Origin of the sequence: Ktedonobacter racemifer DSM 44963 (assembly GCF_000178855.1) — a bacterium.
In the GTDB taxonomy this organism is placed as follows: domain Bacteria; phylum Chloroflexota; class Ktedonobacteria; order Ktedonobacterales; family Ktedonobacteraceae; genus Ktedonobacter; species Ktedonobacter racemifer.
Genome location: NZ_ADVG01000004.1, coordinates 528,926 through 544,489, shown reverse-complemented (window position 1 = coordinate 544,489; position 15,564 = coordinate 528,926). Strand labels below are relative to the sequence as shown.

Genomic DNA, 15,564 nt, shown 5'->3' with positions numbered 1-15,564 from the left:
TGCAAATGTATATTTCTTTGGCAGAAATGTACACGCGAGAAAAAGTTGCTTCGTGTCTCTTTCAGAAGAAGTCCCCTATGCTGCGCTTATCGGCGCTAAGAAGGCTATCTTAGAAAGAGGAGGCATCATGGTACAGCTTGGTTGGAAGGCAGGCCCGGAGCAGTATCCCCCTGTTGAGCTTATGAAGTATGCCATCGCCGCTGACAAGGCGGGTTTTGATATGCTTGACGCTAGTGATCACTTTCACCCCTGGAGCGAGGAGGGCCAGGCCTGCTTTACCTGGACCTGGTTTGGCTCGGTCGCGACCCAGACGCAGCGCATCACCCTTAGCTCAGGTGTGACCTGCCCCATTCTACGCTATCATCCATCGATTATCGCCCAGGCCTCCGCAACCGTCACCCATTTTGCCCCCAGGCGTTTCGCTCTTGGCGTAGGCACAGGCGAGGCGCTTAACGAATTTGCCGCGACTGGGCAGTGGCCTGAATACGCGGAACGTCGCGACCGCCTGGCCGAGGCCATCGAGTTGATTCGCGCCCTCTGGACCGGCGAGCTGGTAACCTATAAGGGGAAATACTATCACACAAATAAGGCCAGGCTGTACACGCCGCCAACCGGTCCGATTCCCATTATCGTCTCGGCCCTGGTGCCCCATAGCGCGCAATTCGCGGGCAAATACGGTGATGGCCTCTGGTCTGTAGGAGGCAAGCAGCCGAAGATCTACCAGGAGATCATCAAAAGCTTTGAAGAGAGCGCTCGCGAGGCTGGAAAAGATCCCAAACGTATGCCGCGCTGGCTTGAGCTGACAGTGGGCTATTCTGATAATCCCGAGGCGGAGATTCAGTCGCGCTTGAAATACTGGGCGGGCGCGTATGTCCCGGCACTCTTCGATCAGAAGATCTATACGCCGAAGATGTCGCAGGAGAATGGCGAGGTGGTTGGCGCGGATACGCTCAAGAAGATGGGCTGTTTCTCCTCCAATCCCGAGGACCACGTGAAGTTTGTCAAACAGTACATCGACCTGGGTTTTGACCACATCATCTTCCACTCTGGCGGCCCAGACCAGCTCGCCTTTATTGAGAGCTACGCCCGCGACGTGCTACCTAAGTTGCGCAATTTGTAGGTGAGTTTATAAAGGCAGAAGCGGGAGAGCTACCCGTGCATGTAACAATCGAGGTTTTTGATGAAGGTGAGTGTATAGAACCTCGCGAGGTAGAGGACATATTAAATGACATCCATGAGTTGTTCGGGAAAAAAGGAATACCGATCGTAATTTAAGCGGGGTTGGAAGTCAAGAGGGAAGAGGTTGAAGTGAAACGATATCACTTCAGCCTCTTCTTTCTCGATGAATTCTTCAATTTCTAGTGCAAGATTACGAAACCTTTTCGGGAAGAGATAAATGTGGCTCATATGCACACCCATAATAGGCACAGACTCGCTCAGCGAGGTGGTGAGCCGAAAGCAGCCCATTGGTTTCGGCCACATTGCGTTTGCCATGGACCCACTTGGGCTCAATTGGATTGAGCCAGGGACTTTTGGTGGGCAGTTGGAAAGGCAAAATCCGTACCCCTTCGTCCGTTTGTTTGACAGCGAGGTTGTGTTTTCTGATCCAGGTGCGCACCATCTTACTCACATGCCAGGAGGCGTTGTCCCAGATGAGGAGCCACTGACGTTTGCCTTGTGCGGCCAATTGCTGACAACACCAGTCCAGAAACTGGATGGTGATCTCACTCACCGGGCGTCCTGTGACAAAACGAAGCCACATCTGCTCTCGCACGGGTTCCTCCGTGGTTCCGTTTTGCCAGAGGACACCATAGCAAGCCAATGCTTTTGGGTCAGGGTCATTCTTTTGCCAGGATTGCTCAACCAAACGGACTGGGTACTCTGGATCTTGCCAGGTGTGAAGGCGTGGAAGAGCAAATCGGCTCCACCAGACCTCGTCGAGGAAGCCAATGGCCCAATCAGAGCGGGGTTGAGCGTACGCGATCAAGCGGTCACGAGCCTTTTTTTTCGTGCATACTGCGGATCGGGGCTGGTAATCCAGTGCTTGGCTCGTTTCCAACTGACGCCCAAGCGCTTGAGCGCGCGGCGGACACTGGCAGCAGTGGTCGGGGCAGCTACGAGTCCTTGTGACAAGCAGATTTGCGCCACCAGTGGGAGAGACCAGAGATTGCGCTCGATCCCAAAATCGCGCGGGCTGCGATGGAGCAGATCGCGCAAGGCTGGCAGATTCTCGTCGGCAATGCTGGTGCGTAGCCGATGAGGGCGACAGGACTCCTTCTTGAGCACGTCGAGCCCCTGCTCGTTGAAGTCTTTGATCACATTGCGCACTGTCTGGTCGTCGCAGCCCAGCTGCCGCGCAATGGCGATGGCTCGCTCTCCACGGGCTGAAGCCAGAAGGATCTGGCAACGGCGTAGCACAAAGGCTGAGCCGGAGCGTAAGTGAGCCTCGATATGGGCTCGCTCGGATTCGGTGAGTGGTCGAATGAAAATGGGTTGCATACCTTCTCATATCGGCTACTTTCCTACTTTCTTTTGGACGATTGCACTAGGAGAAGGAAAGCTTCCTTCTGTTCTCGGCTTTTACTGAATTGGGGCAACTCCACATATTACTCTCGCTTTGTCAGTACTTTAGAAAACTCTTTCTTTCAACGTTTAGCCTAGCTTTTGTATGCACAGACAAAACCTGCTCCAGGGAAAGACGAGAATCGCGAGGGCTGCATTTCCTCTGTTTCCACCGACTCGAAACCGGCGTCCGAGACGATAGCAGCCAGATTTTGCATGCGGCTCCCTCCAGCGTGAAAGCGCGCAGCCTGATCCTGACGTTCCTTCTTGTGCGTGAAATCGGCAATGACCAGCCGCCCCCTTGGTTTGAGCACCCGGGCGATTTCCGCGAGTCCCTGGCGTTTGAGGGGAGCAGGCAAATGATGCACCATCAAGGTCGAGAACACCACGTCAAATGTCTGATCGGGAAAGGCGAGTTGCTCGATCACCCCGATCTGGAACTCGATGGGCACGTCGCGCCGGGCCGCTTTCGCGCGGGCACGGGCAATCTGCTGACGTCCGGGGTCAATGCCCGCAACGCGGCCTGCACGGCCCACGCGGCGGGCCACTTCCATCACTAGAGACTGTATGTAAAGCGGTAAAATTGAAAGGGAGAGGAGTGTCAAAGAAACTGAGCAGGGACGTTTATCTCAAGCAGGAGGACTTCCATGAGATGGCGTGCCTATCCCGCGCGATATGAGTGATGAGGAATGGGCAATCTTGGAACCCTTGATCCCGCCCGCCAGGCTAGGTGGACGACCACGAGCGGTGAACATGAGGGAAATCGTGAATGCGATTCTGTATATCTTGAGAAGCGGTTGCCAATGGCGCATGCTTCCTCGTGAGTTCCCGCCCTGGTCAACCGTCTGGACCTACTTCCGTACGTGGTGCAGGAACGGGAGTTGGGAAAGGATGCATACTGTTCTGAGAGAGGCGCAAAGGAAACAGCAAGGGCGAGAACCTCCCCCCAGTGCCGCCATTCTCGACAGTCAAACGGTCAAGACGAGTCAAAAAGGGGGACCCGTGGCTATGATGGCGGCAAGAAAATAAACGGGCGAAAACGTCAGGTTCTCGTTGATACGTTGGGATTGATCCTGCATCTGAAGGTTCATACGGCAGATGTGCAAGATCGAGCAGCGGTTGCGTTCCTACAGGGGGTTCAAGCTCGCTATCCTCGCCTCGAGCACGTCTGGGTTGACCAAGGCTACACGGGAAGTAGGAAAACCTGGATAGAAGAGCATTTGGGGTGGAGCGTTACCGTCGTCCAACATCCCCCTCGTTCCCGAGGAGAGTGGGTTCCCATAGGCGACATCAATGATCTGGCTCATCTGCGCTTTGAGTGGCGACGACTTCCTCCTTTGCATACCGGTTTCCGAGGAGTCCTTCCGCGCCGCTGGGTGGTCGAACGGACCTTTGCTTGGCTCACCTTCTGCCGTCGGCTCTGCAAGGACTACGAGTTCTTGCCAGAAAGCAGCGAAAGTTGGATTTACGCGTCTCAGATCCGCTTGCTTCTGCGTCGCCTAGCGAGAGCCCCATCTTGAAGCCTTTACATACAGTCTCTAGTGGTCAGTCCAGTTAGGTTTGACAGAAACGCCCTCGTGTGCTAGCGTAGAGAGATGAAAGAACCAATCAAACTCACCGCATCAGATCGCAAAGAACTGCAAGCCGTGTTGCATCGGGGCAAAGCCAATGCTCGAACCTTGACCCGTGCGCGTATCCTGCTCAAAGCCGCAGACGGTTGGTCTAATCAGCGCATCATGGAAGCCATCGAAACCAGCCTTTCTACCGTGAAACGCGTTCGTGAGCGGTATGCTGAGGGCGGTCTGGCCCGTGTGCTTCAGGATCAGCCCCAAGCCCACCGACGGCACGCGCTGACTCCAGTTCAATCAGCTCACCTGGTGGCCATAACGTGTAGCCCTGTGCCAGATGGCCATGATCATTGGACCGTGCGCTTGCTCGCCGACCAAGCGGTAGAACTTGGCTTTGTCGAGTCCATTTCGCCGGAGACGATCCGTCAACTCTTGAAAAAAACGAACTCAAACCGTGGCAACACGAGCACTGGTGCATTCCACAGGTAGGAGCACCATTTGTGGCAGCCATGGAAGATGTGCTCGAACTCTATGAAGAGGAGTACGATCCGCAGTATCCCACGGTGTGCTTTGATGAAAAACCGGTGTCTTTGATCGCCGATGTCTCTCCTTCCCAAGCTGTTGCGCCAGGAGTTTCCGCGCGTCCAGACTATGAATATCAACGCAATGGCACCCGCAATGCCTTACTGGACTGACCACTAGGTGTTAATAACAGGCTCTCTATTTGCACACCTACAGACAAAGAAAGGGACAAGCCATGGATTTGGACTCAAGCCGATCTCCTCTTTCTGCGGCAGAGCAGCAGCAAGTCGAACAGGACCTGCTAACCTGGGCCCACGCACGCGTGGACATAGATTTTCTCATCCAACAAAGAAGCGAGGGTAGTGACCTGGCTCTCACCCTCATCAACCGCATCTTTATGGGCGAGACACCTTCTCAGCTTCTGAAGAGGATACTCGATCAGAAACTGCCTTCGCTTCTTGAAGCCTTCGATACAGCCATGAAGGCCCGAAATACCCATTTCCATTACTCTCCGCAGGACGCTCAAGACTTCCTCCCATCCCCTGAGCACTCGCTCGCCGATCAGCGAGATCTCGTGGGGGGATTCTGGAAATCTGGTGGTTTGATTCCCGATGCACCTACCGGCTCATGTGCGCCTCAATGCCGGGAGCGTAGCAAGCACGCCAACTCGTCTTCCACATCAGTTTCCTGGGAGAGACACACACGAACATGGCAGCCCATCTGGATAGCAGAGACCTGCAGTCAGTGCTGGCAGTTCTGCATTGGGTGCAAACAGATCCGCCCAGATCGGCTGTGTTGCAAAATAAGAACCTCATCTGGTAGGATAAGACCAAAAGAAGAGAAGAAGATGGTTCTGACAGCGCAAGCTCCGTTTAAATGGCGCCATTTCGAAGCTGAGATTATTTTGCTCTGTGTTGGTTGGTATCTCCGCTTTTCACTCAGCTATCGAGACCTGGAGGAAATCATGCAGGAGCGGGGTCTACGAGTCGATCATACCACGATCTATCGTTGGGTGCAGCGATATGCTCCCGAGTTGGAGAAGCACTGCCGCCCCCCTCTCAAAGAGACGACTGACTCGTGGCGCGTTGACGAAACGTATGTGAAGGTCAAAGGGACGTGGATGTATCTGTATCGCGCGGTGGACTCCCACGGGAACACGCTGGAGTTCCATCTGAGCACCACACGCGATACACAGGCTGGGAAGCTTTTTTTCGCGAAAGCCCTTGGGGCCTCCCATACGGTGGCTCCGCGCGTTATCACAGTCGATAAAAACGCGGCGTATCCCAAAGCCTTCAACGAATTGAAAGCCGAAGGGATTCTTGCAGCCTCTTGTGAACTCCGGCAACGTAAGTATCTCAACAACCAGATTGAACAAGACCATCGATTCATCAAACGGCTGACGAAACCAGGGATGGGCTTCTTTTCCTTTGAGACTGCACAAAGAACCTTGCAAGGGTATGAGATCATCAATATGCTCAGAAAAGGTCAGATGCAAGGTGTAGACAAAGGAGAGACTCGAAGCCAAGCGATATTCATCGCTGAACTGTTTGGAGTAGCTCTCTAAACCCAGCAATAGAGCGGGCATTTTCATTTTTTCCTTCCAGTGTTTTTGCAACACAGCCCCATTCTCTGCAAAAATCTGACGGCTACCCGTTCGCCAACCTCTCCTTGACAGGATCATCTCTCTCCCTGTATAGTAGTGAAGTATTCACTCATTTTTTGGGGAGGTTTTGACATCTATGCCAGTGTGCTGCTAACTCCATCCTGTTTCCTGTTCAAACAGTGAAACAGACGTTACCATTCTTGCTTCCATCTATCGCGTGACTCTCATCAGGCATGGGCGCTCAGCCGTTCCACGCCTGGAATGCCGCAGGGCATGATTCCTGCTCGACGGCCTTTCTGGCTTTGCCAAAGCGAGACGGCGGATAGTGATAACGCAAGAATTTGATGGTGCTCAGAGATATGGAGAAGCGTGCGGCAAAGAGGTGTCAGGCATGGAACTGCGGCGAACGCATTGCTGATGTTCCCCATCCACCATACCAATTGGCAGATGGATGCCATCTTTTCCCCTGTCGTGGCAGCCGCATATTCGATCATTGTGCAAGCGATGACCTGCTCTCTCTCCTCCCTCTGGTCTCTCCCATCGTTTCCTCGCGCGAGTTGATACGATCGTGCTGTCTTTTTCTCTCAGAAAAAAGCAAGGAATAGCTATCATGACAGAACATCAGCTTTCACTCCTCCCCTTCTACGCGGGTTGGGGGATCCACAATCAGCGTCTTGTCGCGGCCATCGCGCCCCTTACAGGAGAGCAGCTTGCCTTGCGCAACACGCCGCAACACTGGTCGATTGGCATGTACGCGACGCATATTGTCGCCAATCGCGCCTGGTGGTTCCACGCACGGATGGGCGAGGGGAGCGCCGACCTGACTTCCCTCGAATTATGGGCTTTGGGAGTCTGTGAGGCGGACGTGGATCCATGCCACCCGGCGGCAGAACTGGTTGCCGGACTTGAGAAGACCTGGCAGATGATCGAGCAGACGCTTGCCCGCCTGACCCCTGCTGATCTTGAGCAGGTCTTCCCGCCTTTTGGCGAGGCGGAACGTGTGCGTCACGCGAAACTGGTAGAGCCTGCGCTCCAGCCATTCGCCCAGATGTGGTTGGATGCGGCGGCTCGTTCTGGAGTAGTGAGACCCGCAGTTTCACGCCAGCAGATCATCTGGGGTGTGCTCGAACATGACATCCATCATGGCAGCGAAATCTCCACCATTCTCGGCGTCCACGGCCTGCCAGTAATCGAGTTGGATTAAGAATAGGAACGTCTTCCGTTCCCCTCTCTCATGGGTGGATATGTTGCGCATGATGCGGTCGCTTCAGCGACAAGGTCGCCCCTGTCGCTGAAGCGACATTCCATGCTCACATGGACAGAAAAAGGGGAAAGACTGGATGGAGAGATGCACAGCATAAACCTGTTTTCTGACGCATATATACCTGGCTCTTGACCACTTTGGATATTGGTGGCGAAATCAAAAATTGAGCTTGCGATGAGAGGCAACATCTCTGCAGTTCGAGCCAGAGAAATCACTTCGCCACCAATATCACTTTGGGGGCTTAGTACTCGCTTGCTGATTGGGAGCTTGAGGAATTGGTAATGTTCAGTTATACTGTCCCGAGCAGCAAGCGCTCAAAAATCTTCTTCATTTGAAGTAAAAAGTGCATAAATCGAGAAGAGAACGATTTGATGAAGAGAGAGACATCTCCCCAAGAACTCCATTTCATTGTTGCTAATGACGACGCACATGATTTTGATTTAATGCAAGAAGCCTGGATTGGGAATCAGATGGTAGCCGTGATCTACCGCGTCGGATGGGAGGCTGCTATGGAATGGCGTGTCTCATTTTATCCTCAGCAAAAATGGGGACTCGAGCTTCCTTGGGAAACCTATCAGATGATTACGCAGACCTTTGCGGCTTTCCGTGAGGAAATGGACCAGATACCTAATGATGTCTCCGAGGAACCGTCAGATCAAAACGTGTGAAGTAGACGTTTCCAGAGCAGAGGAAAACCAGCTCTCCCATAACCCTATCTTTTCATCAATTTAAGTTTGGTCACATGCCCTTCAACCATCCCATTGTTCATCGACCAGGTGAGACCAGCCTTCACCGCGTCTTTGCCTTTTTCTATCCCACACCCAAATGACTGAAGTTCTGGCAATTCGCTCTTCTCCAGCTGAGAGAGCCAGGTATCGAGGCGATCTCCTTCTCGTAGGTGAACGATGGAAAGAAAATCTTGAATGAGACGGTAAGCATTGTTGAGGGTGGGACTGACCTGGCAGAAGGCCGCAAGATCCTCCTGTTCGATTTCATCCAGGGTTCTGGGATCGCGCACGAACAGCCAGACGGCCGTTTTGGCAGAGAATTTCTTGAGACGATGAAGAGGAACCTCTGCCCTGACCTCTGCCAGCTTGAGTGTTTTCAGATAACGGTAGACACTGCGATCTGATCCACTGTAGCCTTGTTCCTGGATTTCCCGCCACAGGACCAGGCCATTTCTCTCGCCGTGCTGCCAACGAGAAAGAACATACGGGGCAAAAGGGTCAAAGGGACTCTGTCTCTTACGTCGTTTTTTGGCTTCGGGAAAGCTTCCATGCTTGAGCCAGTCTCGAACAGTTCGGTCAGAAAGACCGACAAGTCTGGCAATCTCTTGCGACTTTATCCCCTGCGCATGCATCTCTATTACTTGTTAGTAGCGTGCATAGCGTCCAGATCTTCGAGCCAGCCGTGCCTTCTCTACATGTGCAGGTTCTGGGGGCGCCATTCTTCAATGGAGATCACATGGTTCTTGTGTTCATTGAAACCGGCTTCTTTCGTTTTGGATGCCTCCAGAATCTCTGCATGGCAGCGTGCCAAGAGCAGTTGCGTCGCTTCCGTTAAATTTTTTACCACATGAAAACGATCCGCACACTGCGTGGCCTGGGGAGCTCCCTGTAAGGCTGCTTTGGCGTACTCACTACCACGGTCACGGCTAACCACGGTGATATCTGGGTGTTGACGCATCCACTGCGCCGAGGTTTCTGCCTCACGATCTGGTAAGAGATCAATCACTCGCCTGCTCTCAAGGTTCACCAGGATTGTTCCGAAGCGGTAGCCACGCCGAAACGAGAAGTCGTCTATGCCCAAAAGGAGCACTGAGCCAGACGAGAAATCAGGAAGGTTCATGATACGGCGCAGAATGGTCTGGCGAGAGGTTTGTATTCCCAAACGAGCGGCGAGTCTGGCGCCACCGTTGTCACAGGTGGAGAGCCCGATGGACGTGATCTGCTGGCAGAACCGGATGGTGGTCCTGGCCCAGGGCTCGACAAAGGTTGGCAGGCGCTCTGCAAAGACTTTCCGTGAGCAGTAAGGATTACGACAGGAGAACTTCCGAACAGTCAGGAGCAATTGGACTCGACGGCCCATGCAAGGGATATCACGCAGGGTTCGGTGGTAATGACAATGGACCGATGAGGACGCTTCAAAGCACAATGGACAGCATGATGTAAGAGACGCGGCAACGATGATGATGACCAGACGAATTTCACTGATTTGGAGCTGCTCAATCAACATCCCATCTGGGAGGGAAAACAAGGATGTCTCTTCCATCACAACCTCACTCTCGATAATGAGACAGTCTTCAGAAGCTTCTCATGGAAGAGACTCTATCATGATACGTCAATCGTTTTCAAGCAAGCATACACAAAGCCCCGAAAGTGGACAAGAGCCCCCAAAGGATGTATGCGGTTAGAGAAATGATCCGCATATATCATCAAGAAATGTTAGAGAATGACCAATCTCTATACGAAGAAAACCCAAAGGATGTATGCGGTTAGAGAAATGATCCGCATATATCATCAAGAAATGTTAGAGAATGACCAATCCTCTTACACCACGTGCCATTTTTCGCCGACGATGTTCGTCGACGACTCTTTTGTTGACGCCAATCTCTAAGCCGTGAGTTGCAAGAGATTGCGAGACGCCTTTCGCCTTCTTCGGTTCGTATCCGTGTGCCTCGCACCAGTTTGCATAGGAGATCATGATTTCGCTGTTCGCTACCCATGCCCTTTCCACTCTTTTACCGCATGCTGCTAGCCACCATCCAACCGTATCTTGTCCTGATAGCTGTGTCTGTGGAAGATGGTGGACCGCTTGAGGAGGATGAGGCCCCTGCCCAACGCGCAGATACCACTGCTCTAGAAGCTGCTCCACTTTACGAGGCGTGTCTGCTTCCTCCAACGGGGTATACACGGTGACTTTGAGATCTGGCGTATCAAAAACCTGAAAGGTGAGACGTTCAAACACGAGATATCCCACCTGTGGATGGTTGAGCGTTTTCCGCCCTTCTTGCCCACTACGCACTTCATGATCAGGCCACCAGGCGCGAAATTCCGGGCTGTGGAGCATGAGATCATGGATCAACTCGGTCACCTGAGTGTCGCCGGGATGACGACCACTGCTGCTGCGGAATTGCGCCAGGATCTGGCGCGCATCGTCTTCCCAATCGACGATGAAGTTCCGGGACGCGGGATCGGTGAAGAGGCGCCAGAGCGTGTTGCGTTCGCGCGTGCTCATGCGGCGGTAATCGCCAAAGACGGCGCAGCCGGCATCGTTCCACGCCAGGATATCCCAGCACCTTCCGGACACAAAGGCGGGGCGCGTGCCGAACTGGTCGAGGAAACGTTGTAACGCCGGACTGACGATCTCGGGCTCCGGGGAGAGCACCGGCGGGGATTGTTGCAGTGCCAGCAGAAAGAGATGGCTGCGTTCATTCGCATCCAGGCGGAGCGCCTGGCACAGGCGCTCCACGACCTGCGTCGAAGGCGTGATGGGACGTTCCTGCTCTAACCAGGTATACCAGTCTACGCTGACGCCCACCAACTGAGCCACTTCCGCCCGTCTGAGCCCGGGCGTTTTGCGCCTGCCTCCACGCGGCAGTCCCACCTCTTCAGGCGTCAGCCTTGCCCTGCGCGTGCGCAGAAAATCTCCAAGCTCCTGTAAACGATAGTCTTGCTGGTGCCGCTGACTGACCATGTTGACCTCTTTCATCCTGGTAGTCTCCAAAGAGCAACGCTTGAAATAGAGGAGTGGAATTCCTATGATCATTGCTCATCTTGTTCTAGGATCTCCTTCAGTATACTATAGATCCGCGGGTGAAGTGCCTGCAAACAGTCAAGTGATCTGCACTGACCTAAAACAATCTCATCCGGAGTACAAAAAATGCTAACAGAAAACCAAGTTACGTCAAACGCTAAGATCGCGATCGTCACCGGTGGTAGCCGCGGCATTGGCCGCAGTACCGTTGAGAGCCTTGCAAGACGCGGCGTCGATACGATCTTCACCTATCACAGCCATGTCGCGGACGCGGAGGCAGTCGTTGCTGCGGTGAAGGATGCAGGGGCGGAAGCCCTTGCGTTGCAACTGGATGCTGGCAACATCGCTTCGTTCGATGCCTTTGTCGAGAGCGTGAAAGACGCTCTCGCTCGGCTTGGAGCCGAGCATTTCGACTTTCTGGTCAACAACGCTGGAAACAATCACCGCAACATGCCGTTTGAGACGACTACCGAGGAAGAACTGGACAGCATCTATAGTGTCCATTTCAAAGGCGTCTTCTTCCTGACACAGAAGCTTCTTCCTCTCATCAAGGACTGGGGACGTATCGTCAACGTATCCACGGCCCGGACTCGCATAAGCGGGCCCAGAGGCGCCGCTTACGCGTCGATGAAGGGAGCTCTTGAGGTGCTGTCCAGGCATATGGCGTCAGAGTTGGCACCTCGCAGGATTGCCGTCAATGTTGTTGCGCCGGGTGCCGTTGCTACCGATTTCAGCGGAGGCATCGTCCGCGACAATCCTGCCATGAACAAAATGGTGGCCGAAGCGACGGCACTGGGCCGGGCAGGTGTTCCCGACGACATCGGTCCAATGATTGCCTCGCTGCTCTCCGAAGAAAACCGTTGGGTCAATGCGCAGCGCATCGAGGTTGCGGGAGGCGTGGTAATTTAGCCATCCATATGAAACCTCGCCACGACTTATTGGACAGAGACCTGTTGGGATCTGTTAGATCAAAACAGCTTTTTCAAATTGCCCAACCCGCTCTCCAGGCCGATAGGCTGATGCCAAAACCCGATTTTTGATCTAATGATCAGGACAAGTCTCTGTCCATAAGGTCATGGAGAGGTTTCTACGTATAGACATCGGGGATCGCTTGATCCTCAGCCAACTTGTGCAATCAAGCACCAGTTACTCCTTTTTCTGGACGAGTATCCACTCCGATCCCTGTCTGCCCAGCGTGTAACATTGCGTACTGGCCGCGACTTGCGCGGGGGATGTGGCACAATGACCACTGATTGCCCTTTCAGTTTGGCTTTACTCACCGACCCGCACGTTGAGCATTGCACTTCTTGGACTGTCGATTCCAGCCAACGAGCTGCCTCCAGTTTGATTGGTCCTGAGAAGGAACAATGGGTAGCTTCTCCCTCCTGTTGTGCCGTTCCCACTTGATCCCGACGAGGCGATGGTTCGCCAACACGCCCCTTCGACTTGCATGTCTTCTGATCAGCAGTCCCATCTTCAGGTGGCGGCGTTGAGGGAGAGGAGGGAGTAGGATCGGGTTGCGGAGGCGCGAACGTTGGCATACTCGCCAGGTTCGCCAGATAGCTGTTTTGCCCATCGGCGTACTGGAATTCGGCTTCTCCACTTCTGGCATCTGCACGCATCCGCTCCCATTTGGCGTCTGGCAGGACAGACTTTTCCAAATGGGCACGAGTGAGTTCGGGACTTTCTTCGCGCAACGCTCGGTACAATGCCCGCACCAGCCACTGTTTCAAAATCCCGATACAGCCAATGCTTCCCTCGTTTGTCATCCTCCATGCCCGCCTCGGCGATGAACGGTTGCCCGTTGGTCAAAGTGCCCACCGCATCGGGCAAGTAGTGATGGGGCTTGTCCTCAAGCGTGTAGCCGATGGCGAATGGCGCGTGTTTTGGGATGGGCAGTCGATAGGTCTCGGCAAACTGCGGGCCAATGTCGCCACGCGCGTAGGAGGCGACTAGTGGATGGTATTCGAGCCACATCAAAAGACGTTCTTCGAGCTGGCTACAGAACGGCTGCCTGACAGTGGTGTCCGTTTTGGGGCTGGGAATCCATCCTGAAATGGAGCGGCCTGCTATTTTGAATAGATCAATGCCTTCGACTGCTGGCGCACCCATGACAACCCTGCCAATCTGATGACACGTCTGTCTTCCGCACTCCAACAGTTTGTTAATCTCTCGATGAGGAACGCGATTTACCCATGTAGAGAAAAGTTTACCTGATGGGAAGCGGTTTTTTCAGGCATCGCAGTGTCAATTTCCACCCTTCAGTGTCAATTTCCACCTTTCAGTTAATTTACCAACAGGGACTGTCTCCTTTGTTCATTCCCTGCATCTGCCCTTTCCTGATCATATTCATTACCTCGTATCCACGTAGCGTTTGCCATGCAGTGCAGAATGAAAAGAAGCCCATTCCTGGTTTGACCAGGCGTTTTATGAAACGATGATCTTGTTCGACTACATTGTTGAGATATTTGCTCTGTCGGAGTTCACACAAAGCCTGAACAACTCCTGCTGTTTCCAACTCATGGAAGGCTTTCGCATAGGCTGCGTTTTTGTCCACGGTGATCACGCGAGGCATGACCGTGTGGCAAGCACCAAGAGCCCTCATGAAAAAGCGCTTAGCCGCCTGGGCATCACGGGTAGCACTCAACCAGAACTCCAAGGTCTTCCCTTGGGAATCGACGGCGCGATACCAGTATGTCCACTCTCCCTTAACCTTCACATACGTCTCGTCGACGCGCCACGAGTCCGTTGTCGTTTTGAGATGCGGTCGGCACCGTTTCTCCAACTCGGGGGCATAGCGCTGCACCCAACGATAGATCGTGGTATGATCGACGCGCAGACCCCGCTCCTGCATGATTTCCTCCAGATCTCGATAACTGAGCGAATAACGGAGATACCAACCAACACAGAGCAAAATAATCTCGGCTTCAAAGTGGCGCCATTTAAATGGAGTTTGCGTCGCCATAATCATCATTATCCCATCTTTTAGCTCCATCCTATCAAATGAAGCTCTGTTTTTGCAACTCAACCAGGATGATCATCAGGGCAATCGCATCTAATTAACCCCATCTAGAACACGAAGAAGATACGAGTTGTCCCAGCCAGCTTTGAGACGCTTGGCATGGATGCCAACGCGAGAAGATTTCTCCTGGCGCAAGAGATTCAAACTGATGTGACGCAGCACCGCGAGATTTTCGTCGGCATGACCAAGCCGCACACGCGATTCATCTTCCCGAAAAGCGACATCGAGCACCCAATGCAGACTGTTTTCGATCCCCCAGTGGCTTCTGACGGCGGTCGCAAACGTTTTGACGGAGGAAAAACTGAGCAAGAAGTAGCGTGTTTCTTTCGTCGTCTTCTCTTGCATCCGCCGCTCAGCTCGAACGACCCCAATGCCTTGCAAGCGTTTCCACTTGCCCTCTGGGTTCAGATGCGCCAGGATCGCTGGATCGCTCAGGGTCCAATGTTCACGAATCTCCAAACGACCATGCCCTTTCTCCACTTGCCGATCCAACTCCCAGTGCTGAGCTTCAACGCCCTCCTTTTCTGCCAGAGCAAAGGTGGCTTTGACCTCCTCAAACAGGTCCCCATGATTGTCTTTGAGTGCCAGGGCATAGTCCCCTTCTTGCTCGACAATCTGCTGGGCAATCTTGCTCTGGGTTCCCATCGCATCAATGGTCACAATGCACCCATACGCGGGCCAGTTGTTCCAAGAGCAAGGGAATAGCCGTGATCTCATTGGACTTTTCTTCCGTTGCCAATTGCGCCAACACGAGGCGATTTTCGACTGCCCAGGCGCTCACCAGATGCAGCGCTTTTTTGCCGTTGGCCCGATCATGCGAGCGGCGCGACGTTTTCCCATCAATGGCGATGACCCCTTGAACCCTTTGGCTGATCCCTTGAACCCATTGAAGGAAACTGGCTTCAAACTGCTTGGGATCAAGGAGGGCAAAGACGCGCCCGAAGGTATCGTGAGAGGGAATGCCATTGGATAAGTCGAGTAACTCCGTAAAAAAGGCCTCTTTGACCTTCCCAAATTCCTCGATCTCCACCCACCCCTCCGCTCCACACAGGACGCCACAAATGGCCAGGATGATGATATCGCGCAATCGATGCCGCTTGGTGCGCTCCATCCGAGGGTCTTGCACTTGGGCAAAGATACTTTCCAGGTCTGACCGGGTATTCTCTTCCAACTTCTGCTCTCCTGCTTTTTTGACCTATTGTATCACTCCCCCTTTCTTGTTTTTCGTTGATGAGTTTATTTAGATGCGATTGCCCTGGGATGATCA

General features: G+C 53.4%; 16 protein-coding genes and 2 pseudogenes. 9 read left to right on the top strand and 9 right to left on the bottom strand.

Translation table 11 applies throughout. The annotated features are described in order from the left end of the window. The first annotated feature begins 127 nt into the window (after positions 1-127). Positions 128-1,120 carry a TIGR03557 family F420-dependent LLM class oxidoreductase gene (locus KRAC_RS44040; RefSeq protein WP_007918481.1) on the top strand — a complete coding sequence of 331 codons (993 nt, stop codon included), beginning with the start codon at positions 128-130 and terminating at the stop codon, positions 1,118-1,120. A 249-nt stretch (positions 1,121-1,369) separates the two neighbouring features. Here KRAC_RS44040 and KRAC_RS72755 read toward each other — a convergent pair whose 3' ends face one another. The 3 genes from KRAC_RS72755 to KRAC_RS63775 form a co-directional block, all read right to left on the bottom strand. Beyond that, a complete protein-coding gene (locus KRAC_RS72755) occupies positions 1,370-1,987 on the bottom strand; it encodes a transposase (RefSeq protein ID WP_007905171.1) in 618 nt (205 codons plus the stop codon). Next, entirely contained in the window at positions 1,984-2,499 is a 516-nt protein-coding gene (locus tag KRAC_RS72750; protein WP_007905169.1) for a helix-turn-helix domain-containing protein, read from the bottom strand. Before KRAC_RS72750 ends, KRAC_RS72755 begins: the two co-directional genes overlap by 4 nt. A gap of 158 nt (positions 2,500-2,657) precedes the next feature. Beyond that, the gene (locus KRAC_RS63775; protein WP_052569148.1) at positions 2,658-3,116 is read right to left on the bottom strand and encodes a class I SAM-dependent methyltransferase; all 459 of its coding nucleotides are present in this window, start codon (positions 3,114-3,116) and stop codon (positions 2,658-2,660) included. Positions 3,117-3,237: 121 nt separating this feature from the next. Between KRAC_RS63775 and KRAC_RS63765 the strand changes: the two genes are divergently transcribed. From KRAC_RS63765 to KRAC_RS44005, 4 genes are all read left to right on the top strand, one after another. After that, a protein-coding gene (locus KRAC_RS63765) for an IS5 family transposase (protein WP_476629972.1) occupies positions 3,238-4,082 on the top strand; the annotation gives its coding sequence in 2 pieces (ribosomal slippage) (positions 3,238-3,553 and positions 3,553-4,082; 846 coding nt in all). Between the two features lie 75 nt (positions 4,083-4,157). Next, entirely contained in the window at positions 4,158-4,619 is a 462-nt protein-coding gene (locus KRAC_RS44015; RefSeq protein ID WP_007918476.1) for a helix-turn-helix domain-containing protein, read from the top strand. A gap of 11 nt (positions 4,620-4,630) precedes the next feature. Continuing rightward, positions 4,631-4,825: a hypothetical protein gene (locus tag KRAC_RS44010; RefSeq protein ID WP_007918475.1), complete on the top strand. Its 195-nt coding sequence runs from the start codon at positions 4,631-4,633 to the stop codon at positions 4,823-4,825. Positions 4,826-5,499: 674 nt separating this feature from the next. Continuing rightward, positions 5,500-6,216 carry an IS6 family transposase gene (locus KRAC_RS44005; RefSeq protein ID WP_083815224.1) on the top strand — a complete coding sequence of 239 codons (717 nt, stop codon included), beginning with the start codon at positions 5,500-5,502 and terminating at the stop codon, positions 6,214-6,216. 266 nt (positions 6,217-6,482) lie between these two features. On the opposite strand, the gene KRAC_RS74095 is transcribed toward KRAC_RS44005, so the two are convergent. After that, complete coding sequence (locus KRAC_RS74095; RefSeq protein WP_040447142.1) at positions 6,483-6,749, bottom strand: hypothetical protein; 267 nt, start codon at positions 6,747-6,749, stop codon at positions 6,483-6,485. A gap of 116 nt (positions 6,750-6,865) precedes the next feature. Here KRAC_RS74095 and KRAC_RS43995 point away from each other — a divergent pair, with 116 nt between their 5' ends. Together KRAC_RS43995 and KRAC_RS43990 are read left to right on the top strand one after the other, a co-directional pair. Beyond that, complete coding sequence (locus tag KRAC_RS43995; RefSeq protein ID WP_007918471.1) at positions 6,866-7,459, top strand: DinB family protein; 594 nt, start codon at positions 6,866-6,868, stop codon at positions 7,457-7,459. A gap of 431 nt (positions 7,460-7,890) precedes the next feature. Beyond that, complete coding sequence (locus KRAC_RS43990) at positions 7,891-8,187, top strand: hypothetical protein (RefSeq protein ID WP_007918469.1); 297 nt, start codon at positions 7,891-7,893, stop codon at positions 8,185-8,187. A 44-nt stretch (positions 8,188-8,231) separates the two neighbouring features. On the opposite strand, the pseudogene KRAC_RS80230 reads toward KRAC_RS43990, so the two are convergent. Together KRAC_RS80230 and KRAC_RS43975 are read right to left on the bottom strand one after the other, a co-directional pair. Further along, a pseudogene (locus tag KRAC_RS80230) lies at positions 8,232-9,790 on the bottom strand (ISL3 family transposase). 258 nt (positions 9,791-10,048) lie between these two features. After that, on the bottom strand, positions 10,049-11,230 hold the full coding sequence (locus KRAC_RS43975) for a helix-turn-helix transcriptional regulator (protein ID WP_007918466.1): 1,182 nt from the start codon (positions 11,228-11,230) through the stop codon (positions 10,049-10,051). Between the two features lie 171 nt (positions 11,231-11,401). On the opposite strand from KRAC_RS43975, the gene KRAC_RS43970 reads away from it, so the two are divergent. Then, complete coding sequence (locus KRAC_RS43970) at positions 11,402-12,184, top strand: SDR family NAD(P)-dependent oxidoreductase (protein WP_007918465.1); 783 nt, start codon at positions 11,402-11,404, stop codon at positions 12,182-12,184. A gap of 209 nt (positions 12,185-12,393) precedes the next feature. Here KRAC_RS43970 and KRAC_RS72740 read toward each other — a convergent pair whose 3' ends face one another. Then, positions 12,394-13,044, bottom strand: coding sequence for a hypothetical protein (locus KRAC_RS72740; RefSeq protein ID WP_007918464.1), 651 nt, complete (start codon positions 13,042-13,044; stop codon positions 12,394-12,396). Here KRAC_RS72740 and KRAC_RS72735 point away from each other — a divergent pair. Continuing rightward, positions 13,025-13,231 carry a hypothetical protein gene (locus KRAC_RS72735; protein ID WP_157507882.1) on the top strand — a complete coding sequence of 69 codons (207 nt, stop codon included), beginning with the start codon at positions 13,025-13,027 and terminating at the stop codon, positions 13,229-13,231. The two genes, KRAC_RS72740 and KRAC_RS72735, sit on opposite strands and share 20 nt — an antisense overlap. Positions 13,232-13,565: 334 nt before the next feature. Here KRAC_RS72735 and KRAC_RS43960 read toward each other — a convergent pair whose 3' ends face one another. After that, positions 13,566-14,240 (bottom strand): IS6 family transposase, encoded by a 675-nt coding sequence (locus KRAC_RS43960; RefSeq protein ID WP_040447748.1) that lies wholly within the window; start codon positions 14,238-14,240, stop codon positions 13,566-13,568. 90 nt (positions 14,241-14,330) lie between these two features. Beyond that, positions 14,331-15,468 (bottom strand): annotated as a pseudogene (locus tag KRAC_RS43955) (ISAs1 family transposase). Positions 15,469-15,564: the final 96 nt, after the last annotated feature.